Source organism: Pseudomonas sp. Pse35 (genome assembly GCF_024519715.1).
GTDB classification, from domain to species: domain Bacteria; phylum Pseudomonadota; class Gammaproteobacteria; order Pseudomonadales; family Pseudomonadaceae; genus Aquipseudomonas; species Aquipseudomonas paracarnis.
In genome coordinates this window covers 1-23,830 of the sequence record NZ_JALJRP010000030.1, presented here as the reverse complement: position 1 = coordinate 23,830, position 23,830 = coordinate 1, and the positions used below count along the sequence as shown (strand labels likewise).

The 23,830-nt window shown below is 61.6% G+C and carries 25 protein-coding genes; 9 read left to right on the top strand and 16 right to left on the bottom strand.

The features are described 5' to 3' along the window. Positions 1-41: 41 nt before the first annotated feature. Positions 42-1,202 (top strand): sensor domain-containing diguanylate cyclase, encoded by a 1,161-nt coding sequence (locus tag OC445_RS21395; protein ID WP_057977238.1) that lies wholly within the window; start codon positions 42-44, stop codon positions 1,200-1,202. Here OC445_RS21395 and OC445_RS21390 read toward each other — a convergent pair. The 6 genes from OC445_RS21390 to OC445_RS21365 all read right to left on the bottom strand — a co-directional run bounded on the left by OC445_RS21390 (position 1,181) and on the right by OC445_RS21365 (position 9,153). Further along, a complete protein-coding gene (locus OC445_RS21390; protein WP_262020333.1) occupies positions 1,181-3,385 on the bottom strand; it encodes an ATP-binding protein in 2,205 nt (734 codons plus the stop codon). The genes OC445_RS21395 and OC445_RS21390 overlap by 22 nt on opposite strands. Positions 3,386-3,557: 172 nt before the next feature. Then, positions 3,558-4,409: a CAP domain-containing protein gene (locus tag OC445_RS21385; RefSeq protein ID WP_054921410.1), complete on the bottom strand. Its 852-nt coding sequence runs from the start codon at positions 4,407-4,409 to the stop codon at positions 3,558-3,560. A gap of 81 nt (positions 4,410-4,490) precedes the next feature. After that, positions 4,491-5,816 carry an MFS transporter gene (locus OC445_RS21380; protein WP_054898703.1) on the bottom strand — a complete coding sequence of 442 codons (1,326 nt, stop codon included), beginning with the start codon at positions 5,814-5,816 and terminating at the stop codon, positions 4,491-4,493. A gap of 56 nt (positions 5,817-5,872) precedes the next feature. Continuing rightward, complete coding sequence (gene lhgO, locus OC445_RS21375) at positions 5,873-7,066, bottom strand: L-2-hydroxyglutarate oxidase (protein WP_054898702.1); 1,194 nt, start codon at positions 7,064-7,066, stop codon at positions 5,873-5,875. A 105-nt stretch (positions 7,067-7,171) separates the two neighbouring features. Next, entirely contained in the window at positions 7,172-7,882 is a 711-nt protein-coding gene (locus tag OC445_RS21370; protein ID WP_054898701.1) for a FadR/GntR family transcriptional regulator, read from the bottom strand. A gap of 38 nt (positions 7,883-7,920) precedes the next feature. Further along, complete coding sequence (locus OC445_RS21365) at positions 7,921-9,153, bottom strand: MFS transporter (RefSeq protein ID WP_262020332.1); 1,233 nt, start codon at positions 9,151-9,153, stop codon at positions 7,921-7,923. A 113-nt stretch (positions 9,154-9,266) separates the two neighbouring features. On the opposite strand from OC445_RS21365, the gene OC445_RS21360 reads away from it, so the two are divergent. Continuing rightward, a complete protein-coding gene (locus tag OC445_RS21360) occupies positions 9,267-10,151 on the top strand; it encodes a LysR family transcriptional regulator (protein WP_054898699.1) in 885 nt (294 codons plus the stop codon). 56 nt (positions 10,152-10,207) lie between these two features. After that, a complete protein-coding gene (locus OC445_RS21355) occupies positions 10,208-10,885 on the top strand; it encodes a GNAT family N-acetyltransferase (protein WP_054898698.1) in 678 nt (225 codons plus the stop codon). Here the strand turns inward: OC445_RS21355 and OC445_RS21350 are convergent. Further along, entirely contained in the window at positions 10,875-11,477 is a 603-nt protein-coding gene (locus tag OC445_RS21350; RefSeq protein ID WP_054898697.1) for a TetR/AcrR family transcriptional regulator, read from the bottom strand. The two genes, OC445_RS21355 and OC445_RS21350, sit on opposite strands and share 11 nt — an antisense overlap. Before the next feature lie 72 nt (positions 11,478-11,549). Between OC445_RS21350 and OC445_RS21345 the strand changes: the two genes are divergently transcribed. Continuing rightward, a complete protein-coding gene (locus OC445_RS21345; protein ID WP_089042614.1) occupies positions 11,550-12,149 on the top strand; it encodes an NAD(P)H-dependent oxidoreductase in 600 nt (199 codons plus the stop codon). A 1-nt stretch (position 12,150) separates the two neighbouring features. On the opposite strand, the gene OC445_RS21340 is transcribed toward OC445_RS21345, so the two are convergent. From OC445_RS21340 to OC445_RS21330, 3 genes are all read right to left on the bottom strand, one after another. After that, on the bottom strand, positions 12,151-12,540 hold the full coding sequence (locus OC445_RS21340; RefSeq protein WP_034127625.1) for a hypothetical protein: 390 nt from the start codon (positions 12,538-12,540) through the stop codon (positions 12,151-12,153). A 133-nt stretch (positions 12,541-12,673) separates the two neighbouring features. Beyond that, complete coding sequence (locus OC445_RS21335; RefSeq protein WP_060764631.1) at positions 12,674-13,930, bottom strand: 3-phosphoshikimate 1-carboxyvinyltransferase; 1,257 nt, start codon at positions 13,928-13,930, stop codon at positions 12,674-12,676. Between the two features lie 235 nt (positions 13,931-14,165). Next, on the bottom strand, positions 14,166-14,720 hold the full coding sequence (locus tag OC445_RS21330; RefSeq protein WP_054921393.1) for a UPF0149 family protein: 555 nt from the start codon (positions 14,718-14,720) through the stop codon (positions 14,166-14,168). Positions 14,721-14,904: 184 nt separating this feature from the next. On the opposite strand from OC445_RS21330, the gene OC445_RS21325 reads away from it, so the two are divergent. Both OC445_RS21325 and nudC read left to right on the top strand, forming a co-directional pair. Continuing rightward, on the top strand, positions 14,905-15,717 hold the full coding sequence (locus tag OC445_RS21325) for a crotonase/enoyl-CoA hydratase family protein (RefSeq protein WP_034127622.1): 813 nt from the start codon (positions 14,905-14,907) through the stop codon (positions 15,715-15,717). Positions 15,718-15,722: 5 nt separating this feature from the next. Further along, on the top strand, positions 15,723-16,556 hold the full coding sequence (nudC, locus tag OC445_RS21320; RefSeq protein WP_019816887.1) for an NAD(+) diphosphatase: 834 nt from the start codon (positions 15,723-15,725) through the stop codon (positions 16,554-16,556). On the opposite strand, the gene OC445_RS21315 is transcribed toward nudC, so the two are convergent. Both OC445_RS21315 and OC445_RS21310 read right to left on the bottom strand, forming a co-directional pair. Beyond that, positions 16,524-17,303, bottom strand: coding sequence for a TSUP family transporter (locus tag OC445_RS21315; protein WP_262020331.1), 780 nt, complete (start codon positions 17,301-17,303; stop codon positions 16,524-16,526). The two genes, nudC and OC445_RS21315, sit on opposite strands and share 33 nt — an antisense overlap. A gap of 468 nt (positions 17,304-17,771) precedes the next feature. Continuing rightward, a complete protein-coding gene (locus OC445_RS21310) occupies positions 17,772-18,710 on the bottom strand; it encodes a LysR substrate-binding domain-containing protein (RefSeq protein WP_054895949.1) in 939 nt (312 codons plus the stop codon). 114 nt (positions 18,711-18,824) lie between these two features. Between OC445_RS21310 and OC445_RS21305 the strand changes: the two genes are divergently transcribed. The 3 genes from OC445_RS21305 to OC445_RS21295 are packed head-to-tail and all read left to right on the top strand — an operon-like array spanning position 18,825 to position 21,048. Beyond that, positions 18,825-19,724, top strand: coding sequence for a haloalkane dehalogenase (locus OC445_RS21305; RefSeq protein ID WP_054895948.1), 900 nt, complete (start codon positions 18,825-18,827; stop codon positions 19,722-19,724). Between the two features lie 49 nt (positions 19,725-19,773). Continuing rightward, positions 19,774-20,244: a nuclear transport factor 2 family protein gene (locus OC445_RS21300; RefSeq protein WP_054895947.1), complete on the top strand. Its 471-nt coding sequence runs from the start codon at positions 19,774-19,776 to the stop codon at positions 20,242-20,244. Between the two features lie 39 nt (positions 20,245-20,283). Continuing rightward, positions 20,284-21,048 carry a nuclear transport factor 2 family protein gene (locus OC445_RS21295; protein ID WP_198791641.1) on the top strand — a complete coding sequence of 255 codons (765 nt, stop codon included), beginning with the start codon at positions 20,284-20,286 and terminating at the stop codon, positions 21,046-21,048. A 4-nt stretch (positions 21,049-21,052) separates the two neighbouring features. Here OC445_RS21295 and pcsA read toward each other — a convergent pair whose 3' ends face one another. The 4 genes from pcsA to OC445_RS21275 all read right to left on the bottom strand — a co-directional run. Continuing rightward, the gene (gene pcsA / locus OC445_RS21290) at positions 21,053-21,769 is read right to left on the bottom strand and encodes a phosphatidylcholine synthase (protein ID WP_198791640.1); all 717 of its coding nucleotides are present in this window, start codon (positions 21,767-21,769) and stop codon (positions 21,053-21,055) included. Between the two features lie 148 nt (positions 21,770-21,917). Further along, positions 21,918-22,838 carry a class I SAM-dependent methyltransferase gene (locus OC445_RS21285; protein ID WP_198791639.1) on the bottom strand — a complete coding sequence of 307 codons (921 nt, stop codon included), beginning with the start codon at positions 22,836-22,838 and terminating at the stop codon, positions 21,918-21,920. A 285-nt stretch (positions 22,839-23,123) separates the two neighbouring features. Beyond that, positions 23,124-23,612 carry a DUF1289 domain-containing protein gene (locus tag OC445_RS21280; RefSeq protein WP_054895944.1) on the bottom strand — a complete coding sequence of 163 codons (489 nt, stop codon included), beginning with the start codon at positions 23,610-23,612 and terminating at the stop codon, positions 23,124-23,126. A gap of 148 nt (positions 23,613-23,760) precedes the next feature. After that, on the bottom strand, positions 23,761-23,830 hold a 70-nt coding region (locus OC445_RS21275), incomplete at its 5' end, for a hypothetical protein (RefSeq protein ID WP_232434455.1).

Sequence of the window (23,830 nt, the reverse complement as noted above, 5' to 3'; positions counted from 1 at the left end):
GCAGCGTATGCCGCTGTTCGGCTTGCTGGCAAGGTGCCACAATGGCGCCTTTGCCGTCGCCGGTCAAACAGGCCAACCCCATGCATAGCCTCGGGCAAGATCAGGGTCACTCCATCGAAGAGCAGGTGCGAACCGACCGTTTGCACCAGCTCTTTCGTCAATCATTCTCGGCGATCTTCGGCAGCTACCTGGGCGCCGTCATGCTCTGCTGGCTGTGCTGGGATCGATTCGATCAGCAGGTCATTCTGGTGTGGTTGGTACTGCTGGCGGGCTCGTCATTGGTGCGCCTGCATCTGTTTGTGCAATGGTTTCGCTGCCCTGACGCGGGGCGCACACCCGCACGTTGGGAGCGCCACTACTGGGTCACGCTGATGCTGTCGGCGGGTATCTGGGGCGGCGGGGCGCTGGCGGTGATGCCGGTCGATGACCGCTTGTCCCAGGTGCTGGTGATGCTGTTTACCGTGGGCATGTCGGTCAGCGCGGTGTCCTGTTATTCAGCCTATCGCTACATGACGCTGGGCTCGATGGCGCTGGTGTTGCTTCCCTGTACGGTATGGATGCTGTTTCAGCCTTCGCCGATGCAGGTTGGCGTGGCGCTGGCGGTGCTGGTGTTTGCTTCGTTTGTGGTCGGTGCGACGCGCAAGCTGTCCGATGCCCTGGAAAAAGCCTTCCGTCTAACGAGGCAAATGGAGCGCGCTCATCATATTTCCACCCGTGCCGCCCAGACCGATGAGTTAACCGGGCTGATGAACCGTCGGGCGTTCTACGAACAGGCCCAATTGCTGTATGCCCAGTGCCTTCGCGAGCAGCAGCCGCTGTGTGCATTGATGATGGACATGGACCACTTCAAAGCCATCAATGACACCTACGGCCACCAGGCCGGCGACCAGGTGTTGCGCCAGATTGGCGCGGTGATCAGTGCGTCCTTTCGCCAGACCGATATCTACGGTCGCCTGGGGGGCGAAGAGTTTGCGGTATTGCTGCCCAATACCTCGTTGGAGACCGCACGCAGCATCGCCGAGGAGTTGATCCAGACGATTCATGATTTGCCCGCCGACCCGGTACAAGGGGTGAGCGCAAGCCTGGGCGTAGCATCGACCTGCACTCAGCCTCTGGATTTGAACGCCTTGATGAACAGCGCCGACAAGGCCCTGTACCAGGCCAAGGCATCGGGTCGCAATCAGGTAGCGGTCGTCGACTGATCCTTGCACATCGCCTTTGCCAGCACCCGCGCAACTTGGTCGGCGGAGTAGGGCTTGGCGAGGAACTCAAAGCCTTCGTAGCCGCTGTCTGCCAGTTCCTCACTGTAGCCAGAGACGAGTACCACGGGCAGGTCGGGGCGGCGCTGGCGCAGCAACCTGGCCATGGCCACGCCGGTCATGCCGGGCATCACCACGTCGGAGAAAATCGCGTCGACCCCCTGGACGTCATTGCCAGCGAGGTTCAGCGCCTGTTCGGCATTGGTCGCCCAGGTGGTCTGGTAACCCAGGTCCTTGAGGATCTGGCTGGCGAAGCGTCCCACCTCTAAGTTGTCCTCAACGATCAGCACATGTTGATGAGCAGCCTCCTGCGGCGCTGGCAGATCTGCAGGGGTGTGTTGATCCGGCGCCGCTTCGCCTTCGACTTGCGGCAGATACAAGGTAAACACCGTGCCTTGGCCGAGGGTGCTGGCCACATCGATATTGCCGCCTGACTGCTTGGCAAAGCCGAATACCTGCGACAGGCCCAGGCCGGTGCCTTTGCCCACGGCCTTGGTGGTGAAGAACGGCTCGAAGATGCGCTCGAAGGTGTCGCTGGGAATCCCGCTGCCGGTGTCGGCCAGGGAAATGGTGATGTAGGGCATGCACGACTCGGCATCCCCACGAATACGTGGCAGCGTTTGCTCGCTGGCGACTTTGAGGGTCAGGGTACCCTGGCCGTCCATCGCATCGCGGGCGTTGAGGGCGATGTTGATCAGTGCGGTTTCGAACTGGCTGGGGTCGATGCGCGCATAGCAGGGCTGATCGGGCAATTTAACCTGCACATGAATGCGTGCACCGGTAACGCTCTCGAGCATCTCGCCGATATTTTGCACGCGCTGGCCGACATCGAACACCTGCGGGTTCAGTGGTTGGCGCCGGGCAAAGGCGAGCAGTTGGCTGGTGAGCTTGCTGGCCCGCTCGACGGTGTCGGACACCGCGCACATGTAGCGTTGCCGACGCTCCTCGGACAGGCCGGGCTGGCGCAGGAAGTCCACCGACGAGCGAATAATGGTCAGCAGGTTGTTGAAGTCATGGGCGACGCCGCCGGTCAGTTGGCCGATGGCCTCCAGCTTCTGTGACTGGCGCAGTGCGGCTTCGGCCTCGGCCAGCGCATGGGTACGCTCATTCACGCGCTGTTCCAGGCTGGCATTGAGCTCTGTATAGGCGGCCAGGCCCTCGCGCACGGCGGCATCGGCGCGTACGCGCTCGATATGCGCCCAGGAACGCTCGGTGACTTCGCCCACCAGCGCCATGTCATAGGATGACCAAAAGCGCGGCAGTTTGTCGTGCACGGCCATCAGCGCGGTGAGCCGCCCGTCTTTGATCAACGGCATGCAAATAGTGGCTGTCACCCCCAGTGCCTGGAAGCTCGCGGCGTCATGGGGCGGCAACTCGATCAGATTATTGCGTATCACCAGTGGCTCGCCGGCACGCAGGCAGTTGACCGCGCATTCCCCGAACGCCGCGAGGCTGTAATGCCCGATGATGCTCGGCGAGCCATGCGCCGACCAGTCGCCGCGAATGGTAAAGCCATCTTCATCCTCGTCCATGTCGGCGTAGGCACAGATGGATACCTGCAGATGTTCGGCCAGCAGGCGGGTCGTAGACGTCAGGATGGTTTCGGCGTCGGTGGCATTGACCACGCTGTTGCCGATGGCGTCCAGCACTGCCAGGCGACGGGCCAGGAATACCGTGGCGGTTGTTTCGGTCACCGTGTCGAGCAAACCGACCACCACGCCTTGGGCATTGCGAATCGGGCTGTAGCAAAAGGTGAAATAGGCTTGTTCCGGCGCTTCGTTGCGTTGGATCAACAGCGGGAAGTTTTCGATATAGGTGGCGTGCCCATCGAACGCGGCGTCGGCGATAGGGCTGATATCGTCCCACACCTCGTGCCAGATCTCGTTGAACGGGCGGCCCAAGGCGTCGGGTTTGCTACCCAGGATCGGCGTGAACGCGTCGTTGTAGAGAGTAATCAACTGAGGCCCCCAGACGATGGCCTGGGGGAAACTCGACGCGAAGCACAGCGCAACGGTTGTCTTCAACACATCGGGCCAGTGTTCAAGTGGCCCCAGGGGCGTATTGGCCCAATCGTGCTGACGAACCCGCTCTGCCATTTCGCTGCTGCCTTGCAGCCAATTCATCATGGGGTTCACACCTTGCTTGCTACGTATTGTTTAGCTTTGAAGAGTCAGGCCGACTAGCAACAGACCGGAATGACCGCATTCAGTTCAGCGCAATTATCTCCCTGATAGCACTTTGATTTCATTGTCTATTTGCACGCCGTCATTATTGGCCGGGTTGGGCCGGCGCTCAACCTTATTGCGTGCCGAATAAGCCCGTCCAATAGATGCCCGCGTCACTCTTGGGGTCCATGGCGTAGGCGGCACCCAATTCGCGAAATTGCGGGTTCATCAGGTTGGCGCAGTGGCCGGGGCTGGCGAGCCAACCGTCGACGACCTTGCGCGGCGTGTCGAGGCCGGCGGCGATGTTTTCACCAATATTCTTCGCGATATACCCCGCCAACTCGGCGCGGTCGCCGGGCGTACGGCCGTCGGGGTCCAGGTGGTCGAAGAAATTGCCGTTGGCCATGTTGCGGGTATGGCTGTTGGCTGCGCCGGCCAGGGTGTCGTTCCACGACAGGGGCGCCGTGGCGGTGAACGCCTGGGTGCCACACTGGCGCGGCTCGGCACGGGCGGTGTTGATCAGGTCGAGCAGTTTTCTGCCTTCGGTCTGCCAATCGCCCAGGCCGCTGGTCACCAATGGGCGAGCCAGCACGATGCGCCAGTCCTGGCCGCTGTTGCTGACCCCGATGTCGACAAATTGCGGATCGAGCACTACGCGGCAAAAGCTCTCGCGCACCGCTTTCATCGCAGCCTCGGCATCCTTGGGACCGGACAGACTGATGGCCTGCACGTTCACCATCGGGTACGCAGCCCGCGCCAGCGACTGCTGCAAATCGCCGACATTGGAGGCCGGCAACACCAGCCGTGTATCGCTGGTCAGCGGCGGCAGCTCCTGGGAACCCTGGTCACCGCAGCGTTGCACCTGGCTGCGGTATTGGTTGATCTGTTGGACTAACTGACTTTCTTCATTCGCCATCGCGCTGGCGCAGAACACCGTAGTGGCGGCCAGCGTCGCAAGACCCATCATCAATGACAGAACGCGCATGGACGTTACCCTTGAGCTTGAAAGTGCCCATGATGCGCGATCCAGGTGCATCCATGCACCCGTTGGTCCGAACTTTTTTGCTCAGTTCTTGAATGCCGAGTGTTTCGCGCCCTGATCGCAAAGGGCAAACACCACCACCAACAAGGCAGAAATCGCAAGGATCACCACCACGCCATCGGTGGAGTGGGTGGCCGAGGCCGCTACCATAGATAGCGCGCCCAGCGGTGCCAGGCCACCGGCAATGGCGGTGCCGATTTCCCGCCCGGTGCCAAAACCCGAAGAGCGCGTTTGCGTCGGGAACTGCCGGCTCAGGAACGAGCCCTGGGGCGCAAACATCATCGGCGCGAGGATACCGGTGCCCACACCGATTGCGAGGTAAATCATCAGGCTTTCACCACTGTTGAGCAGGGCCAGGAACGGGTAGGCGAACAACAGCGAGCACAGCCCGCCGAGCATCAACACGGCCTTGCTGCTCCACTTGTCACACAGCCAGCCGAAGCAGGGCACGGCGACGATGGCTACCAGGCTGGCGATGGTCACCGACAGCGAGGTGACATGCACGTCCACGCCTTTGAATTGGGTCAGGTACGCCAGGGAGAAGGTCTTGAAGATGTAGCTCAGGGCGTTGTAGCCAATCGCGACAAAAAACACCACGGCGAGGCCCTTGAGGTCGTTCTTGAACAAGGCCTTGAGGGGCGATGGCTTGGCTCTGGCTTTTTCCTTGCTCAGCGCTTCGAACTGTGGGGTTTCCGGAATGCTGTTGCGCACCCACAGGCCGACGCCCACCAGCACGATGCTGCAGATAAACGGAATGCGCCAGCCGCCGGCCAACAGGAACTCGTTGCCGTTGATGGTCAGCAGGTAAATGGTCAGCGAGGACAGCAACAGGCCCAGGTTCAGGCCCAGTGCCGGCCAGGCGCCCTGGCTGCCACGCTTGCCTTGGGAGGCATGCTCGTAGGACGTGACCGCCGCCCCCGACAACTCGGCACCCGCGCCCAGGCCCTGGATGATGCGGATAAACACCAGCAGGATCGGGGCCCAGATGCCGATGGAGGCGTAGCTGGGGATCAAGCCGATCAAGGTGGTGCACACGCCCATCAGGCAGAAGGTCAGCACCAGCACTTGCTTGCGCCCGAACTTGTCGCCCAGGTAGCCAAACAGGATGCCGCCGAAAGGGCGGGCGATAAAGCCGATGGCAAAGGTCGAAAAGGCCATCAGCGTGGCAGTCTTCGGGTCGCTGTTATCGAAGAAGATCTTCGAAAACACAATCGCCGCCATGGTGGCGTACAGGTAAAAGTCGTACCACTCCAGCATCGAGCCGAAGATGGTGGCCGCGGCGACTTTGCGCAGGCGCTTGCGGGTTTGTTCGGGCGTTTCGGTACCGGGGATGGAGGCGGATGCCGACATGCTGGACTTCCTTCTGGGTCTTTGTAGTTATTGTTGGGTGAGCGGGCGGTGCGGTGTTACTGGGGGTGGAACAGGCGGTCGGCGATCATCGCGCCGATGGGCATGGCCGAGGTGGCGGCCGGCGAGGGCGCATTGCACACATGCAGCATTCGTGAGGTTTGGGCGAACAGAAAGTCGTGCACCAGGCTGCCGTCGCGCATCACTGCCTGGGCACGGATACCGGCCTCGTAGGGCAGCAGGTCATCGAGGGTCAGGGACGGACAGTACTTGCGGCACTGCTCCAGGTAGCCGGACTTGAACAAGGAGTTCTTCATCTCGGTGGTGCCCGAACCGAGGTTTTGCCAGAGGGTTTTCCAGAAACCCGGGAAGCTGGCGTACTGCGCCACGTCGCGCCAGTTCACCGAAAACTTGCGGTAGTTCTCGCGGCCCAGGCCCAGCACGGCATTCGGGCCGACGGTGACGCTGCCGTCGATCATGCGGGTCAGGTGCACGCCGAGGAAGGGCAGCTCCGGGTCAGGGATCGGGTAGATCAGATGGTTGACGATGTTGTTCTTGGCGGCGGGCAGGCGGAAGTACTCGCCCCGAAACGGGATGATCTGATGGTCGATGCGGATGCCGGCCAGCCGGGCCAGGCGGTCCGACTGCAAGCCGGCGCACACCACCAGGTGGCGGGCCTGCCAGGTCTCGCCCTCGGTGTTGACGGTGACCGTATCGGTGTTTTCGTGGATGGCAGTGACGGTGCGTTCCAGGCAGATCTGCCCACCGTTGCGACGAATCACCTGGGCCATGGTCTCGCACACCTGGCGGTAATCCACAATCCCGGTGGCATCGAGAAACAAGCCGCCGAGGCCGACGATGTTCGGTTCACGCTGGCGCAGTTGTTCGGCATTCAGGCGCTCGACCTGCATGCCATTGAGCTGGGCACGGGCGTACAGCGCTTCCATGCGTTGCATTTCCAGCGGGCTTGAGGCCACCAGCAGCTTGCCGCACACCTCGAATTTGATCCCGTGTTCGCGGCAGAACTGCTTGGTGGCTTCGGCGCCGCGCTTGCACAAATCGGCCTTGAGGCTGCCGGGTGCGTAGTAGATGCCGGCATGGATCACGCCGCTGTTGTGGCCGGTCTGGTGCCTGGCCAGTACCGACTCTTTTTCCAGGATCACCAGCGACGCGCCGGGTTGGCGCTTGAGCAGCTCCATGGCGGTGGCCAGGCCGACAATGCCGCCGCCGATAATGCAAAAGTCATGAATCATTGCTGGGTACCTAGGCTGTACATTTCAGTCTGCTTATCAGGTTGTCAGACTAATGTTTTTGTTAAAAAAATGGCGTGTCCACGGACACGCTGCAAACAAGGTGGATCAATTCGTGGTGGGTAATTCCAGTTGCAGGCGTCGCGCCGCGGCACGCAGGTGCGCCTCGGCACTGGCAGCGGCGCGCTGGGCGTCGCCGTCGGCAATGGCCTGGTAGAGCTGTTGATGTTCCAGGGTCGCGTCGGCCGAACCGGTGGCAAAGCGCGAGGCCGAGTTTTCCCACGCGGTTTTACGCGCACTGGCCAACTGGCTCCTGAGGAAGTCATGGAAGGCCACGAAGTAGTCATTCTTGCTGGCGTCGGCAATGGCACGGTGGAATTCCACATCGGCCAGGGCTGCGGCTTCAAAGTCGTCGCGGTTGTCCTGCATGGCCTGCAACGCGCTTTTCATGCGCTGCAGGTCGGCGGTGTCGCGGCGCTGGGCGGCAATCGAAGCGGCCTGGGTTTCGATCCACAAGCGCACTTCGAACATTTGCGCCAGGTCAGGTCGCCGACCATTGGGCTGTGGAAACCGAAACACCGTGCCTGCAGGGGTCTGCGAAATAAACGAGCCCAGGCCACGGCGGGCGGTGAGCACACCGTCGGCCTTGAGCTGGGCAATGGCTTCACGCACCACGGAGCGGCTGACGTTGAGTTGTTCGGCCAGTTGCTGTTCGGTCGGCAGGCGCGACTCCGGGGCCAGTTGGCCGGATTCGATTTCTGCGCGAATGGCGCTGACAACCCGTACGACAAGCGAATCGGGGCGCTGGAGCTCAAGCATGGGAAAACCTTGGTGATCAGGTTGTCAGACAATAGTCGTTACGATTTTAGCTTGTCAACGTTTGTCTGCTTCGCGCTGGCCAGGGAGTGTGCGCGTCTCCAGGCGATCAGCACAGCCAGTAACAGCAAACCTACCGCCATGGCGAAGGTGGCGTGCAAGCCGACTTCCACCGCCTGGGGCGCGGCATGGCTGACATCCGGGGTGGCGCGGGCGAACACCGCGCCGAGGGCTGAGGCGCCGAAAATCAGGCCCAGGTTGCGCGACAGATTCAGCAGGCCGGACACTGTGCCTCGGCGTGTCGCCTGTATATCGCTCATTACCGCCGTGTTGTTGGCCGCCTGGAACAGGCTGTAGCCGGCTGTCAACACGATCAGCGCCGCGAGATAAACACCAAGCCCGGACGCCTGCGACAGCAACAGGGCCCCGCACAGCATCACGCTCAATCCCACGAAGGTCAGGCGTTGGCTGCCGAGGCGATCGGTCAGGTAACCCGCCGGTACACCGGTAACCGCCGCGACCGTTGGCCCGACGGCCATGGCCAAGCCCATCCAGGCGGGATCGAGGCCCAGGCCACGGGACAGGTAGAACGGGCCCACCACAAACGTGGCCATGATCACCGCCGACACCAGAACACTCATGACCAGGCCGGCGCGCAACGGCGCATCGCGCAGGGGCGCCCAGAGTGTATCGCCTGGCGAAGCTTCGCGGGCGTTAGCATCCGCCGGCAAATAACGGTAGGCGAGGGCGGCAGCCACACCCGCCAAGGGCAGGCCGATCAGAAACAGCGCGCGCCAGCTCCACAGGCTGAGCAATACTCCGCCGACACTCGGCCCCATGGCCGTGCCGAGTGCCGACATAGTGCCGAGCAGGCCCATGACTCGGCCCGTATTCGCTTTCGTGACCGTGTCACCGACCATGCCCAGGGTCATCGCCATCATGATCGCCGCGCCCAGGCCCTGGAATGCCCGTGCGCCGATCAGCCAGGACAGGGTTGGCGCGGCGGCACAACCGGCGCAGGCCAGGGCAAACACCAGCAACCCGGCCAGCAGCAAGCGCCGGCGCCCCAGACGGTCGCCCAGGCGCCCGGCGCTGACAATCACGGCGGTGATGGCCAGCAGGTAGGTGAGCACCACCCACTGCACGGCCTGAAACGAGGCACCGAAGGCGTGCGCCAGGCTGGGCAGGCCGACATTCGCGATGCTGGTGCCCAGGGCGGCCAGCAACATGGACAGCGACAAGGCCACCAGGCCGCCGCGTGTGGAGGTTTGCATGCGCGTTTCCTTGAGTGAATGCACCTGTCGCAAATCTACGGCGTCGCCTAAGATGGCGGAAGACGCAGGGGTTGCAGGTTATAGCTGCATCCAACGCCTGATAAGGAGACCCCATGCCCGACCTCAATTTACTCATCACCCTGGACGTGTTGCTTGCCGAAGGCAGCGTCGCTCGCGCCGCCCAGCGCCTGCGCCTGAGCCCTTCGGCCATGAGCCGGGCCCTGGCGCGTTTGCGTGCAGCCACTGGCGATCCGCTGCTGGTACGTGCCGGGCGCGGCCTGGTACCGACGCCCCGGGCGTTGCAATTGCGTGAACAGGTCAGCCAATTGGTGCAGGACGCCCATGCGGTATTGCGCCCGGCAAACACCCTGGACTTGGGTGAGGTGGTGCGCACCTTCACCCTGCGCACTAGCGAGGAGTTCGTCGAACGCTTCGGCCCCGCCTTGCTGGCGCGTATCGCCCAGGACGCCCCAGGGGTGCGATTGCGTTTCGTGCACAAGAGCGACAAGCACAGTACGTTGCTGCGCGACGGTGTCGTCGACCTGGAAACCGGTGTGGTCGATGCCGGCGCCAGCCCGGAGGTGCTGACCCAGGCGCTGTTCCGTGACCGCCTGGTGGGCGTGGTGCGCGAGGGCCATGCTCTGAGCCGCGGCCCTCTTAGCGCAGCGCGTTTCGCCCAGGGACAACATGTCTACGTGTCGCGGCGTGGGCAGGACCGTGGCCAGATCGACGAGGCCCTTGAGGCGCAAGGTCTGGTTCGGCAGGTCGGCATCGTGGTCGCCGGTTTCAACACGGCCATCGCCCTGGCGCGTGATACCGACCTGATCGCCAGCGTGCCTGAGCGCTATATCACAGTGCCGCCTCGAGGCTTGTACTGCTTTGAGCTGCCGGTGACATTGCCGCCATTTACCGTGGCGATGCTGTGGCACCCGCGGCAGGACGCCGACCTGGCCCATCGCTGGCTGCGCGCATGTTTGCGCGAGGTGTGCGGGCCATGATCGGCGCGCAACAGGTACAATCGCCGCTGCCTTGACGCGAAACCCCAGGAATTTGCATGTTCAGTCTTACCCGCTACACCACGCCGTGCCCCGAACCGGTCAACAGCCAGATCCTGCAGATGGTGGTGGACAACCTCACCGATATCAGCAGCGTAGCGCTGGCACCGAGCAATCTGCTCTACAACATCTACCAGTACGCCATCGGGTTTGAGGTGCACCTGTACCTTGAGGCGTTGAATGGCGAAAAGGGCATCGCCGTCGAGTTGGTCGTGGCGATGGAAGACGAGACGGTGGTGGGTTTTTGCCTGTATCTGCCGGTGAAGGATGATCCGCACGCGTGTGGCATCGCGTTTATGGCGGTGCAGGCGGGCTTTCGTCGCCAGGGTGTGGCACGCAGCATGATGGACGAAGTGTTGGCGCGTTATCCCCACGCCGAACTGGCCTGTGCGGTAGAGAAGGTTGCGGTGTTCGAAGCCATGGGTTTCCAGGTACGCGGTGCGCGTGGCCCCCAGGTCGTGATGAACACCCGCAACTACGGCACCGATGGGTTGATGGGCGTGTTGGATGTGGCCTCAATCTACAGCTCGCTGGAAGTGCGGCAGATCCACACCTACCTGCTGCAAAAACACGGCAAGCGCGCCATGGTCGACGCAGAGAAACAGCGTGATCGGCACCTGGACCAGTTGACGCGCAAGGCGCAACTGTTCGTCCAGGGCCGTCTGCCTACGGCCTGACGCGCATGACCATCGCGAGGATAGTCTCCAGCAGCTCCTGCTGAGCTTCCTCGCGGCTGATCTCGCCATTGGCCGCCGCATGGGACAGGGCTTCCGCCGCGCCGAGCATGGCGCGCAACCCGGCCTGAGAGATGCTGCCGCCGTGGGTGAAGGGCGACAGCGCGTCTCGGCATTTATCGAGAAAGATCGCCTCGTATTCGCGCTTGGATGCTTCCAACTCCGGCGAACCGCTCAAGGCGGCAATCACCCCGGGTATTTCCCGACCTTGCAACAACACACAATCGACATACGACGACGCGATAACCCACGCGCGGTCCTCAAGGGTCGCCTTGCTGGTGGCGATGGCATCGGCAAATACCTGGTCCTGGCGCGCGTCGAAGTCTGCATACAGCGCGGCCAGCAACCCTGCGCGTGTAGCGAAGTGGTCGTAAACCACTGGTTTGGTGACGCCCGCCAGCTCGGCCAGGCGGCCCAGAGTCAGGGCGTCGGTGCCTTCGTCACGCACTAATTGCCAGGCCACGTCGAGTAACTGGCGCAGGCGATCTTCACGGGACAAACGACGACGTGGGGCAGGGGATTCACTGCTTGACATGCTTATATACCAAAAGTAACTTATTCGACGTAACTTACTAAAAGTAGATTAAGCTCAAATGGAGTCAAAGTCATGCACGCACTGATCGTAGTTGCTCATCACGACCCGCAATCTCTCACCCACAGTGTGGCCGCCGAGGTGGGCGCGGGCTTGACCGCCTCTGGCCACACCTTTGAAATAGCCGACCTTGCCGCTGAAGGGTTCGATCCACGCTACACCATCGCCGACCATCGGGTGCACCGTACTCGGGCGACGCCGCCAGCCGACGTGCAGGCCGAACAGGCCCGCATAGACCGCGCCGACGCGCTGGTGCTGGCGTTCCCCATCTACTGGTGGTCAATGCCAGCGTTGCTCAAGGGTTGGGTCGACCGCGTATTCGTCAATGGCTGGGCGATTGATTACGGCCCCGATACACCGGTGCAGAAGAAACTCAGGCATTTGCACGTGCATGTGCTGGCCCTGGGGGCGGCTGACGAAAGCGCCTTCGATCGACACGGTTATGCCAAGGCCATGAATACCCAGATCGACTACGGCATCTTTGATTATTGCGGGGCGCGGGTACTCACTTCCGAGTTGTTGTTGGACTCGGAAAGTGGCACGGCCCAGGCGCATTTGCACAAGGCCCGGACCGTGGGGCAGGGGTTGTTTGAGCGTGAGGCCGTCGCGGGATAATTCAAGCGTCGCGAAACAGGTCGTGGGCGTCGAGCAAGCGGTAGGCAATCTCTGGGTTTTTCTCCAGGCCACGGCGAATGGAGGCGGGGATCGACTGGCGGGTCTTGCGGCACATGCCCGGCAGTTCGTCGATGACGATCTGGATCCCGCGCATGCTTTTGACCTCGGTATGCCCGGGCGCGATGTGGACGCGGATGCCGAGTTGGTCGTACATCCGCTGTTGCAAGTGTTCGAGGTCTTGCAGGCTCTTGAGGTTTTCCAGGCGCTCCAGCAGGATTTTTTCCTGCTGTCGCGTCAGTTGCAGAATGCGCAGATCAGCGCCGGGAGCTTCCAGCAGTTGTTCACGGTTGCAGACACAGGCGCCGGGTGGGCAGGGTTGGCGAAGGGTCATTGACGCTCCCGGCAAGGTTCAGTTGTAGGAGCGAGCTTGCTCGCGAAAAACTCACAGGCGCCGCATTCATTCAGCAAACACGCGTTTTGGTTAACGTTTTTCGCGAGCAAGCTCGCTCCTACAGGTTTGTGTGTCAGTAGCTCAAGTGAACGCCCAGGCTGGCCAGCGCTTTCCAGTAGTCAGGGTAGGTCTTGGCTACGCAATCAGGGTCTTGGATGCGAATGCCCGAGACTTTCAGCCCGGCCAGGGCAAAGCACATGGCGATGCGATGGTCGGCGTGGGTATCGATCAGTGCGGTGCAGGCGGTGCCAGCCAAAGCGGGGTCGCTGGCAACCAGCAGGTCATCACCTTCGATGGTCGCCAGGCCCGGGCGAATTTCGTTGAGGCCATCGTGCAGCGCCTGCACGCGGTCACATTCCTTGACGCGCAGGTTCGCCAGTTCAGTGAAGCGCACCGGGGTATTGTTGAATGCGGCGAGCACCGCCAGGGTCGGGATCGCATCCTGCATTTGTGAACCCACCACCGTGGCCTGCATGTTCGGGAATTGCGCGATCACGGCCTGTGCCTTGGCGTCGGGCTGGGTGAAATCCTGCGCGGCTACACCAATATCGATACGGCCACCGGTCAGTACTTCTGCGGCCCACAGGTAAGTGGCGGCGGAAGCGTCGGGTTCGATCAGGTAATCATGGGCGGTATAGCCCGTGGGGGCCACGCGCCAGGTGGTGTCGTCCACGGCGTCGACCTGGGCACCGAACGCACGCATGCAATCGAGGGTCAGGTCCACATAGCCACGGGCGCCGATGTCCTTGCCGGTCAGCGCCACTTCAATCGGTGCTTCGCCGCACGCCGCCAGCATCAGCAGGGCCGATACGTACTGGCTGGACAAGCCTCCGTCAATCTCAAAACGCCTGGCCTGGACCTTGCCCGCGCCATGCACCGTTACCGGTGGGCAACCGGTGGGGCTGTCGACCTGGATGCCGTTCTGGCCCAGGGTGGCCAGCAGCGGGCCGATCGGGCGTTTTTGCATGTACTCGTCACCGTCCAGTACCACGGTGCCTTGCACGGTGGCGACGGCAGCCGTGAGAAAGCGCATGGCGGTGCCGGCGTTGCCGAGGAACAACGGCTGGGCCGGCAATTGCAGCGAGCCTTGGCTGGTGACGACAAAGGTGGTGTCGTCCGGCTCGTCGATGGTGACGCCCATCTGCCGCAGGGCTACCGACATATGGCGCGTGTCATCGCTTTTGAGCGCACCGCTCAAACGGCTGGTGCCCTTGGCCAGTGCTGCGAGCAACAGCGCACGGTTGGTAATGGATTTGGAGCCGGGGGGCGCGACCTTGCCAGTGAGGGGGAAGTTGGGCGGTGTAACGGTCACGGTTTTCTGCGAACTCAAGGTACAAGGCTCCTGGTCAAGGCAAGGTGGCGTGGAGTGGCCGACGTGCGGACCCGAATCATCAGGCAAACACGCCATGCTTGTCGAGTGAGTGGGTGATCTGCGTGATTTATTGGCATGCGCTGCGTCCCTAATGTAGGAGCGAGCTTGCTCGCGAAAACGTCAACGATAAGCGTGCTTCCTGAATGAACGCGGCGCCTGGAAGTTTTTCGCGAGCAAGCTCGCTCCTACTGCCTTAGCGCTGGCTCAACCAGTAGTCATGCAGCGCCCGTGCAGCCGGTTCGATTTCGCTGACCTGCAGTTGATGGGCGTTTACATCCAGGTCTGCCGGCAGTTCGAAATTGTCCTGTTCGGCGCAGCAGGAAATCCGCTCCAGTTGCCCGGCTTGTACAGCGGGCAATGGCGGCCAGTTGGCGATTGTCACGCCGCGCACATAACCAAAGCACCATTCCTCGGCAAGGGTCACCGCCTGGCCTTGATGTTCGGTTTCATCGAAACGGGCTTTGAATGCCTGGGAGTCAGTGGCCAATTGCGCGGCCAGGGTATTCATATGGCGTACACACAGCTCGAGAAAAGCCTGGGCCTCGTCCATATTGTCCCATTCAGGGTTTTGCCCACCCCAGATTGCCGGGAACCACTCGGCCACATCCACCTTGGCCGGGCTGGAAACCAGGGCGGTGAAATAACCGTCGAGTTCGGCCATGTTCAGCACCGAGTGGTCTTCGCCGTATTTGAGCAAGGTGGCGTCAATGAATTCGAAATCGGCGGGAGCGAGGGGTTGGGCGTGCATGGCATTTCCTTAAAACGTCGAGCGCCGCGCACAACGCGGCTTAAAGCGCAAAGGATGGCCTGTGCATCGGGTTTTATCCAGCGTCTTTTCCCTCACCGTGGTCAGTCCCGTTTTTGGCCGATGCGCCGTGGCGCACCCTTGATATAGTCTGGCCTTTCTCAATCGCCAGTCAGGGATCACTGCCATGTCCGAATACCAAGCCTTCGTTGTCGAACTCAGCGGCAACGTTGCCCATGTGCAGATCAATCGCCCGGAAAAGATCAACGCCATGAACGCGGCGTTCTGGACCGAAATCATCGACATCTTCCAATGGGTCGACGAGACCGACGCCGTGCGTGCCGTGGTGCTCAGCGGCGCGGGCAAGCATTTTTCCTCGGGCATCGACCTGATGATGCTGGCCTCGATCGCCAATGATTTTGGCAAGGACGTGGGTCGCAATGCGCGCCTGCTGCGCCGCAAGATTCTCGAGCTGCAAGCTTCGTTCAACGCCGTGGACACTTGCCGCAAGCCCGTGCTGGCGGCGATCCAGGGCTACTGCATTGGCGGCGCCATCGACCTGATCAGCGCGTGCGACATGCGCTATGCAGCCGAGGACGCGCAATTCTCGATCAAGGAAATCGACATCGGCATGGCCGCCGACGTCGGCACCTTGCAACGCCTGCCGCGCATTATTGGCGACGGGATGCTGCGTGAACTGGCCTACACCGGCCGTCAGTTCGGCGCTGAAGAAGCGCGCAGCATCGGCCTGGTCAATCGCGTGTTTGCCGATCATGAAAGCCTGCTGGCGGGTGTCATGGACCTGGCCCATCAAATCGCCGCCAAGTCGCCGATTGCCGTCACCGGCACCAAGGCCATGATCAGCTACATGCGTGACCACACAGTCAATGACGGCCTGGAATACGTTGCCACCTGGAACTCGGCTATGTTGCAATCCAACGACCTGCGCGTGGCCATTGCGGCCCATATGAGTAAGCAGAAACCCGAATTCGTGGATTGACTGACATGACCCCAGGCTGGATTACCACAACGCTGCTGGACAACGACGCCCCCGGCGGCTGGGCCGTCGCCCGCAGCCGCGAAGGCTTTTTACACGATACCAACGGCCCGCTGTTCCCGCGCGAATGGCTCAAGCGCCAGGACCTGTCGGTGTTTGCCGAACACGGCATCGGCCACCTCGACGGCGAGCCGGTGTACCTGTTGGAACTCGACTCGCCGGCTGATGTGCCAGGGTGCAGTTGGCAGGGCTTGCGTGGCTTTATGCTGCAAGGTGATCACACCCTGTACAAGGTGCTGGGCTACGCCGCGCAGATCGGTACCTGGGCGCGGGAACACCGTTTTTGTGGCAGTTGTGGCCAGGCGATGGTACAGGTGCCGAGGGAGCGGGCGATGTATTGCCAGGCCTGCGACCTGCGCAGCTACCCACGGATCTCACCGAGCATGATCGTGCTGGTGACCCGTGGCGATGACATCCTGCTGGCGCGTTCGCCGCGTTTCGTCACCGGGGTCTACAGCACCCTGGCCGGTTTTGCCGAGCCGGGGGAGTCCGCCGAAGACTGCCTGATCCGTGAAGTGCGTGAAGAGGTGCAGCTGGAGGTCAAGAACATCCAGTACATGGGCAGCCAATGCTGGCCGTTCCCTCACTCGATGATGCTGGGCTTTCACGCCGAATACGCCGGTGGCGATATCGTGCCCCAGGCCGACGAGATCGAGGACGCGCAGTGGTTCAATATCCACGAGCTGCCGCCGTTGCCGGCGTCACGCTCGATTGCGCGTTACCTCATCGACCTCTACGTGGCCCGCCGTTTAGGCCACGCTGAACCAGTGCTGCCAGGCTAGGCGCACGGTCAGGCCCAGGACCACGGTGATAAACACCGGGCGAATGAATTTGGCGCCGCCGCTGATCGCGCTGCGTGCGCCAAAGAACGCGCCACACATCACCGATACCCCCATCGCCAGGCCGACAATCCAGCCCACCGAACCATTGATGATAAACACCGTCAGCGCCGCCGCGTTGCTGACGAAGTTCATGCTGCGCGCTACGCCGCTGGCCTTCACCAGGTCGATGGGGTGCAGCAGCATCGTGCTGACCGTCCAGAACGCCCCCGTGCCGGGCCCGGCCACGCCGTCGTAGAAACCCAGGCCAAAGCCCTGGGTGGCTTGCCATTTCTTTTTGATCGGTGCCTCGGCGTCCAGTGGCGCCTTGGGCGTGCCACCGAACAGCAGGTACACACCGCAGGCGAAGACGATCACCGGGAGCATCTTGTTCAAGGTTTCGGCGGGCAAGTAATGGGCGACGACTGCGCCGGTCAGCGCACCGATCAAGGTACCGACGATGGCGTGCACCCATTGGCGTGGGTGGAACAGCTTGCGCCGGTAGAAGGTAAAACTGGCGGTGGCCGAGCCGAAGGTGGAGCTGAGCTTGTTGGTGCCCAGCACCAGGTGCGGCGGCATACCAGCGGTGAGCAGGGCGGGCGTGGTCAACAAACCGCCACCGCCGGCGATGGCGTCGATAAAACCGGCGATAAAAGCGACAACGGCCAGGATGGCCAGGGTGGTGAGGTCAACGCTGAGTTCGAAGGGCATGGGCAGGGCTTATTGTTGGAGGGCCGCAGAAAGGCTGCATCTTACTGCGATGTGGCGGGTCTATGCGATGCAAATGTGGGAGCGGGCTTGCCCGCGATAGCGGAGTGTCAGTCACTGAGTCCGTAACAGAACCACCGCTATCGCAGGCAAGCCAGCTCCCACATTGGCCATGTATGGCCCACAAAAATCAGCGCCTGGCCCAGTCCCCCTGTGGGAGCGGGCTTGCTCGCGATAGCGGAGTGTCAGTCACTGAATCCGTAACAGAACCACCGCTATCGCAGGCAAGCCAGCTCCCACATTGGCCATGTATGGCCCACAAAAATCAGCGCCTGGCCCAGTCCCCCTGTGGGAGCGGGCTTGCTCGCGACAGCGGAGTGTCAGTCACTGAGTCCGTAACAGAACCACCGCTATCGCAGGCAAGCCCCACAAGGTATTTGGTACTTAACAAGTATTGTGTAGGCACCAGCCTCACCGAACCGAGTTCTGCATCACAATCTGTGGCAGATGCTCGGACAGAAAGTCAATCAGCGCCCTGACCGAAGGCAGCATGCCGCGCCGCGCCGAATACGCGAGGTGCAGTGTCAGCTCGGGGGCACTCCATTCTGGCAGCACCACCACCAGTTGCTGTCGAGCCAAGGCGGGCAGGCACGCAACATCCGGCATCATCGCGATGCCCAACCCCTGGATGGCCGCATTCAGGATCGTTTCATGCTCCCTGCACATCAAGGTCGGCCGCAGCTTGGCGGTGGTGCGCGCACCATCAGGGCCAACCAGTAGCCATTGCGGCTGTGGCTCATCTGCCGCTTCGTAGTAGAGCGTTGGCCGTTGTGCCAGCTCGTCCGGATGAGACAGCGGCCCTGTGCGCTTGAGGTAGTCCGCGCTGGCAACCAGGATGCGCCGGCTGATCCCCAGCGGTTTGGCCACCAGGTCGGGGTCCATATCCTCCGGCTGACGCAGCCGCACGGCAATGTCCACCGATTCCGCCTGCAGGTCCACCGTGCGATCAGTGGCAAGCACCTGCACGCGCACCTGGGGGTAACGGGCCATGAACGGCGGCAGGTAAGGGGCCAGGAATACCTGGGTCGCCAGCACCGGGCAACTGATGCGCACCAGCCCGCGCGGCGCGGCGCTGGCCATGTCGATGACTTCCTGAGCCGCCAGCGCTTCAGTGATCGAGGCGCGGCAATGGATGAAAAATCGCTCACCGAGGTCAGTCAGAGACACATGGCGTGTGGTTCGATGAAACAGGCGGGCGCCCAGGCGTTGTTCGAGCGCCGCAACGCGTGCGCTGAGCCGCGACTTGGGGATGCCTAGCACTCGGCCCGCCGCCGAGAACCCGCCGTGCTCGGCGACCATGGAGAAATAGTAGAGATCGTTGAGGTCCTCCAGCACAGCCTGGGTGGTCATTCTATTGTCCGATTTCAGGTGACAGATGGTTCAAAAATAGCATCTATTGGGATGATTGTCGTTTGATTAGGCTGATGACTCACCGAATCAACTGGCACTCAAGGAGCCGCCGACATGCCTCTGCTTACCGCCGACAATCTTGCGCAATATGGCGACCCGCATCCACGCCAGCGAGTTGCCGTCCTCGACACCGACATGAGCTACGTGGACGTCGGCGCAGGCGAGCCCATCGTCTTCCTGCACGGCAACCCCACGTGGTCCTATCTGTGGCGCAATATCATTCCTCACGCGCTGCCGCACGGCAGATGCCTGGCGCCGGACCTAGTGGGTATGGGGCTCTCGGGCAAGTCGCCGACTCGCGCCTATCGCTTCGAGGATCATGCCCGCTATCTCGAGGCCTGGTTCGAGGCCATGGGGTTGACCAACGTTGTGTTGGTTACCGATGACTGGGGCACTGCGCTGGGGGCGCATTGGGCCAACCGCAACCGGGATCGTGTACAGGCGCTGGTGTATATGGAAGGTGTGGTGTTTCCGGGAAGCTGGGACGATTACGCTGGCGCAGGCAAGGACCTCTTCAAAGCCCTGCGCTCGGAACCAGGCGAGCAGATGATCCTTGAGGAGAACCTCTTCATCGAGGGGATTCTGCCTCGCACCACGTTGCGCACTCTGGGCGTCGAGGAAATGGACGCCTACCGCGCACCCTTCGCCACCCGGGAAAACCGCTGGCCGACCCTCGCCTGGCCCCGCGAACTGCCTATCGAGGGTGAACCGGCCAATGTCGTCAAGATCATCGAGGCGTCTGGCGCATGGTTGGCGACCGAGGCACTGCCCAAGCTGCTGATCGTCGGGGAGCCAGGCGCGGTGCTCACCGGGCGTGCGCTGGCCTATGCCCGCACCTGGGCCAATCAACGCGAGGTCAGCGTGCCGGGCATTCATAGCCTGCAGGAAGACTCTCCGGCCGAGATCGGCCTGGCGCTGTCGCTGTTCCTGCGAGAACTGCGCCCCATTACCTGAAGCCATCCCATTCACACCCGTGCATGACCTGACCCCCTGGAGATAGACCATGAAACACACCTACAAAGGCCCCGACGATGCCTTGGAAGTGGCGCGCTTTGTCTGCAATGCAGTCAACGGCTGGACCGAAAACCCGACACGGATGATTCCCTATTTCACCCCGGACGGCGGTTGGGAATTTCCGTTCGCGCCCACCGAGTTTGGCCTGTTCTTCAAAGAGGTCCGTGGAAGTGAAGCCATGAAACGCTACTTCAGCTCACTCGTGCCTTATATGGAAAACCTCGATATCGGACCGGTAGAGAATTGGGCCATTCATACGCTGAAGACCCCGCATACCTACGTGTATGAATACACCGGCACAGCCACCATCAAGGGCTCGGGCAAGCTCTACGAGCAGAACTACATTTCGATCGTGACGCTGGAAGGCGGCAAGATCAAAACCTATCGCGAGCATTGGAACCCGTACGTTGCGCTGCTCGATTTTGGCCTGGCGCGTCCCGTTGACGGTGACGCGAGGTAGCGACAGCGGCAATTGCTGATTGCAAAGACGAGGTGGTACATGAACGCAAAAGATGTGGTAACCACGATGTGGACCGAACTGATGACCGCCAAGGACCCGGCCGTGATCCAGAAGTGGGTAGCCCCCACCTACAAACAGCACAGCCCCTATGTGCAAACCGGCCGAGAAGGTCTTGAGCAGTTAGTGGCAAGCCTGCGAGACGACTACAGCTACGAGCTGGTGCGGATCTTCAGCGACGGCGATCTGGTGGTGTTGCACGGCATTCATCGCAACTGGCTCAACGGCGTATTCACCGGCGGCGAAGCCGTTGTCGGCATCGACATGTTCCGCGTTGCGGATGATCAGATCCAAGAGCATTGGGATGCGTCGGTGCCCGTCATGCGCATTTCGGCATCGGGCCGCACCCAGTTCGACGGGCCGGCGACAGTCGAACATGCGGACAGGACCGCGCACAGCAAAAACACTGCAACCGCCTTCATCCAGACGGTGCTGGTCGACAGGCAGCATCGGCGCCTGCCTGAGTTCCTCAGCAAGCATGGATTGGCGCAGCACATTACGGAGATTGCCGATGGCGCCGCTTGCCTGGCGCAAGCGCTGGCGGTGAGCGACAAGGAGTATGTCGCGATCAGGAAAGTGGTGGCTGAAGGTGAGTTTGCGGCGGTCCAGTCAGAGGGACGGATCAATGGTCAAACCCATACCTTCTGGGACCTGTTCAGGATCGATGCGCATGCAAAGATCGCTGAACAGTGGCAGGTAGCCGCGGTGTTCCCCGATGTCGTACCCCACGACAACGGCCCATTCTAGAGCGTTATTTGTGCGCGCCCAGCCATTCCACGGTCGTGCGCCAGATGCAGATACCCAGGAAGTACGCCGACATCAGCGACCATAAGCCAAATGTCCAAGGGTTGGTGTTCGGGTAATCCACCACCATCAGGAAGCTGCACAGCAGCCAGATGGTGGTCACCGCGATGTTGATCGGCATGAAGCGCTTGACCCGGAACGGGTGCAGGAACTTCATCGGCGTGACGGTCAACAGCGCCAGGCCGATCACGGTCAGCAAGGTGACCCAGGCATCCGGCTGGATGATATAGACGCACAGGGCAACGACGTTCCAGGCGGCAGGGAAGCCGACGAAGTAGTTGTCCTTGCTCTTCATGTTCACGTTGCAAAAGCAGAACAGCGACGACACCAGGATCACCGACACCGCAAACAGGTGGGTGAAATCGGGCAGGTCGATGTAGCGGTAGATAAACAGGGCAGGAATGAACACGTAGGTGAGGTAGTCGATCACCAGGTCCAGCACCGAACCGTCAAAGCTGGGCAGCACCGTGCTGACATTCACCCGTCGCGCCAGCGAGCCGTCGACGCCATCCACCACCAGTGCCAGGCCCAGCCACAGCAGGCACGCCTTGGGGGAGTTTTCCAGCAGCGCCAGGGTGGCCAAAAAGGCCAGTACCACACCGGTGGCGGTAAAGCCGTGGGCGCCCCAGGCTTTGAGTCTGGCTACATGCAGGGTCGATATCACGGGCGGTTCTCCAAAAGGTCAAACGGGGCAGCCGACAACGTAGCGCCGTCGAGTCTGGCCAGGGAATGCAGGTATCGACCGGGAAGGGGAGGATAAGGTTCACCGCCCGGCGTATCCGTTAGCGTAGCAAGCGTAGGATGTTTCGGCATCAACCCTGACGGAACACCAGGGCCTTCAGCCCACTCTGTGGGTCAATGTCAGGGAATTCCGGTGGGTTTTCCAGCCGCTGTACAAACCGCAGGCCCGGTGCTTCGCGGGTCACGCCGTCGATCAGGAAGTCCTCGCCGAAGGCCGGATCGTTCATGCATGCCAGTACGGTGCCGTGGGCACTGAGCAAGTCCGGCAGGCGGCGCAGCACGCGCTGGTAATCCTTGGTCAGCAGGAAACTGCCTTTCTGGAAGGAGGGCGGGTCGATGATTACCAGGTCGTAAGGGCCGTTGTTCGTCACCTTGGCCCAGGACTTGAACAGATCGTGGCCCAGGAAACTCACCCGGCTCAGGTCGTGCCCATTCAGGCGATGGTTGTCGCGGCCACGGCTGAGGGCCCCACGGGCCATGTCCAGGTTCACCACATGGTCGGCGCCGCCTTCGATGGCGGCCACGGAAAATCCGCAGGTATAGGCAAACAAATTCAGCACACGCTGGCCCTGGGCCTGTTCGCGCACCCAGTTGCGCCCGTAACGCATGTCCAGGAACAACCCACTGTTCTGTTTTTTACCCAGGTCGATCAGGTAGCGCAGGCCGCCCTCGGTGATGGTCAACTCGTCGATGGCTTCGCCCACCAGCCATTCGGTGGTGCTTTGCGGTAGGTAGCGGTGTTGCAGGGCCACGGTGTGCACGCCGAAACGGCTCCACTCGATCTGCAACAGCGTGTGCTTCAGGGCATCCAGGTGCTCGGTTTCTTTGAACAAAGCAACCAGCACCACCCCTTGCAGCCAGTCCACCGTCAGTTGTTCCAGGCCCGGCCAGCAACGGCCACGGCCATGGAACAGGCGCCGGGTTTCCGCAGGCGCGTCAGCCAGGGCAGTGAGCAAGTGGGCGTGCAGGGTAGCGAGTGCGTCTGGGTTCATCGTTAAGCGTCAGTCATCGGGCGGGCGGCATTTTAAACACAATTGGGTGGGAACTGGCTTGCCTGTGAAGGCGGCCTGACAGCCGACCCCTGTCTACCTGAAGCCCCGGCATCCAACTGTGGGAGCTGGCTTGCCTGCGATGACGGCCTGATAGTCGACGCTTATCTACTTTGGATCGCGGAGTGCGAGTTGGATCATCGTCGGCTGTCAGGGCCGTCACGGGAGCAAGCTCCCTCGCCACAGGTCCAGCGTTGTACCGCGTTCCCGCAGTGTTTGCGATTTGGGTCAGCGCGTGGCAATCAGCGCCGGCCCGAATGACTCTTTCAAGAAAACCGGGGCGATATAGCGTTCGTAATGTGCCTCGGACAGCAAAAAGAACTCTCGATCTATCGCATCGCGCAAATCCGCAAGGTGGCGTTCACGAAACTCCGGTAACAGCGTCAAACCATAGGCATCCAGCCTGGAAATCACCCGCGCACCCCGCGCAATCAACTGGTATGCCCAGCAATACGGCGACTGGTGCGGCATAAAACGAATCTTGCGCGCTTCCAACTGCTGTCGCAGGCAGTGCGGGTCGAACACTTCCAGCTTGCTGGCCATTACCTGTACCAGCAGTTGTTCCAGACGCAGCCACACCGCCTGTTTTTCCTCGGCGTTATAGCCATTCCACTGGATCACCTCGTGGTGATAGCGCTTGCAGCCCCGACAGACCAGGTCACCGTAGACGGTGGAGCACAGGCCGACGCAAGGGGTTTTGATGGTTTGGTTGGGCATAAAGGCTTGCTTGCAAAGTCTATGGATCATCAATAGCCAATGTGGGAGCGGGCTTGCCCGCGATAGCTGTGTGTCAGTGGGTACATCCGTGACTGATACAGCGCTATCGCGGGCAAGCCCGCTCCCACATTTATTGGTTCGTGTTGATTCAGTCCCAGCTCAACGCGCCGCCGGTCTGATACTCGATCACACGGGTCTCGAAGAAGTTCTTCTCTTTC

Excerpts from the sequence above, each read along its gene's own strand:
- OC445_RS21330 (WP_054921393.1), bottom strand. The coding sequence starts at position 14,720 with ATGCACGCCCAACCCCTCGCTCCCGCCGATTTCGAATTCATTGACGCC.
- OC445_RS21350 (WP_054898697.1), bottom strand. The coding sequence starts at position 11,477 with ATGTCAAGCAGTGAATCCCCTGCCCCACGTCGTCGTTTGTCCCGTGAA.
- OC445_RS21395 (WP_057977238.1), top strand. The coding sequence starts at position 42 with ATGGCGCCTTTGCCGTCGCCGGTCAAACAGGCCAACCCCATGCATAGC.
- OC445_RS21315 (WP_262020331.1), bottom strand. The coding sequence starts at position 17,303 with ATGCCCTTCGAACTCAGCGTTGACCTCACCACCCTGGCCATCCTGGCC.
- OC445_RS21305 (WP_054895948.1), top strand. The coding sequence starts at position 18,825 with ATGCCTCTGCTTACCGCCGACAATCTTGCGCAATATGGCGACCCGCAT.
- OC445_RS21355 (WP_054898698.1), top strand. The coding sequence starts at position 10,208 with ATGTTCAGTCTTACCCGCTACACCACGCCGTGCCCCGAACCGGTCAAC.
- OC445_RS21345 (WP_089042614.1), top strand. The coding sequence starts at position 11,550 with ATGCACGCACTGATCGTAGTTGCTCATCACGACCCGCAATCTCTCACC.
- OC445_RS21360 (WP_054898699.1), top strand. The coding sequence starts at position 9,267 with ATGCCCGACCTCAATTTACTCATCACCCTGGACGTGTTGCTTGCCGAA.
- nudC (WP_019816887.1), top strand. The coding sequence starts at position 15,723 with ATGACCCCAGGCTGGATTACCACAACGCTGCTGGACAACGACGCCCCC.
- OC445_RS21380 (WP_054898703.1), bottom strand. The coding sequence starts at position 5,816 with ATGTCGGCATCCGCCTCCATCCCCGGTACCGAAACGCCCGAACAAACC.
- OC445_RS21285 (WP_198791639.1), bottom strand. The coding sequence starts at position 22,838 with ATGAACCCAGACGCACTCGCTACCCTGCACGCCCACTTGCTCACTGCC.
- lhgO (WP_054898702.1), bottom strand. The coding sequence starts at position 7,066 with ATGATTCATGACTTTTGCATTATCGGCGGCGGCATTGTCGGCCTGGCC.
- OC445_RS21390 (WP_262020333.1), bottom strand. The coding sequence starts at position 3,385 with ATGATGAATTGGCTGCAAGGCAGCAGCGAAATGGCAGAGCGGGTTCGT.
- OC445_RS21385 (WP_054921410.1), bottom strand. The coding sequence starts at position 4,409 with ATGCGCGTTCTGTCATTGATGATGGGTCTTGCGACGCTGGCCGCCACT.
- OC445_RS21310 (WP_054895949.1), bottom strand. The coding sequence starts at position 18,710 with ATGACCACCCAGGCTGTGCTGGAGGACCTCAACGATCTCTACTATTTC.
- OC445_RS21280 (WP_054895944.1), bottom strand. The coding sequence starts at position 23,612 with ATGCCCAACCAAACCATCAAAACCCCTTGCGTCGGCCTGTGCTCCACC.
- OC445_RS21295 (WP_198791641.1), top strand. The coding sequence starts at position 20,284 with ATGAACGCAAAAGATGTGGTAACCACGATGTGGACCGAACTGATGACC.
- OC445_RS21370 (WP_054898701.1), bottom strand. The coding sequence starts at position 7,882 with ATGCTTGAGCTCCAGCGCCCCGATTCGCTTGTCGTACGGGTTGTCAGC.
- OC445_RS21300 (WP_054895947.1), top strand. The coding sequence starts at position 19,774 with ATGAAACACACCTACAAAGGCCCCGACGATGCCTTGGAAGTGGCGCGC.
- OC445_RS21340 (WP_034127625.1), bottom strand. The coding sequence starts at position 12,540 with ATGACCCTTCGCCAACCCTGCCCACCCGGCGCCTGTGTCTGCAACCGT.
- OC445_RS21365 (WP_262020332.1), bottom strand. The coding sequence starts at position 9,153 with ATGCAAACCTCCACACGCGGCGGCCTGGTGGCCTTGTCGCTGTCCATG.
- OC445_RS21325 (WP_034127622.1), top strand. The coding sequence starts at position 14,905 with ATGTCCGAATACCAAGCCTTCGTTGTCGAACTCAGCGGCAACGTTGCC.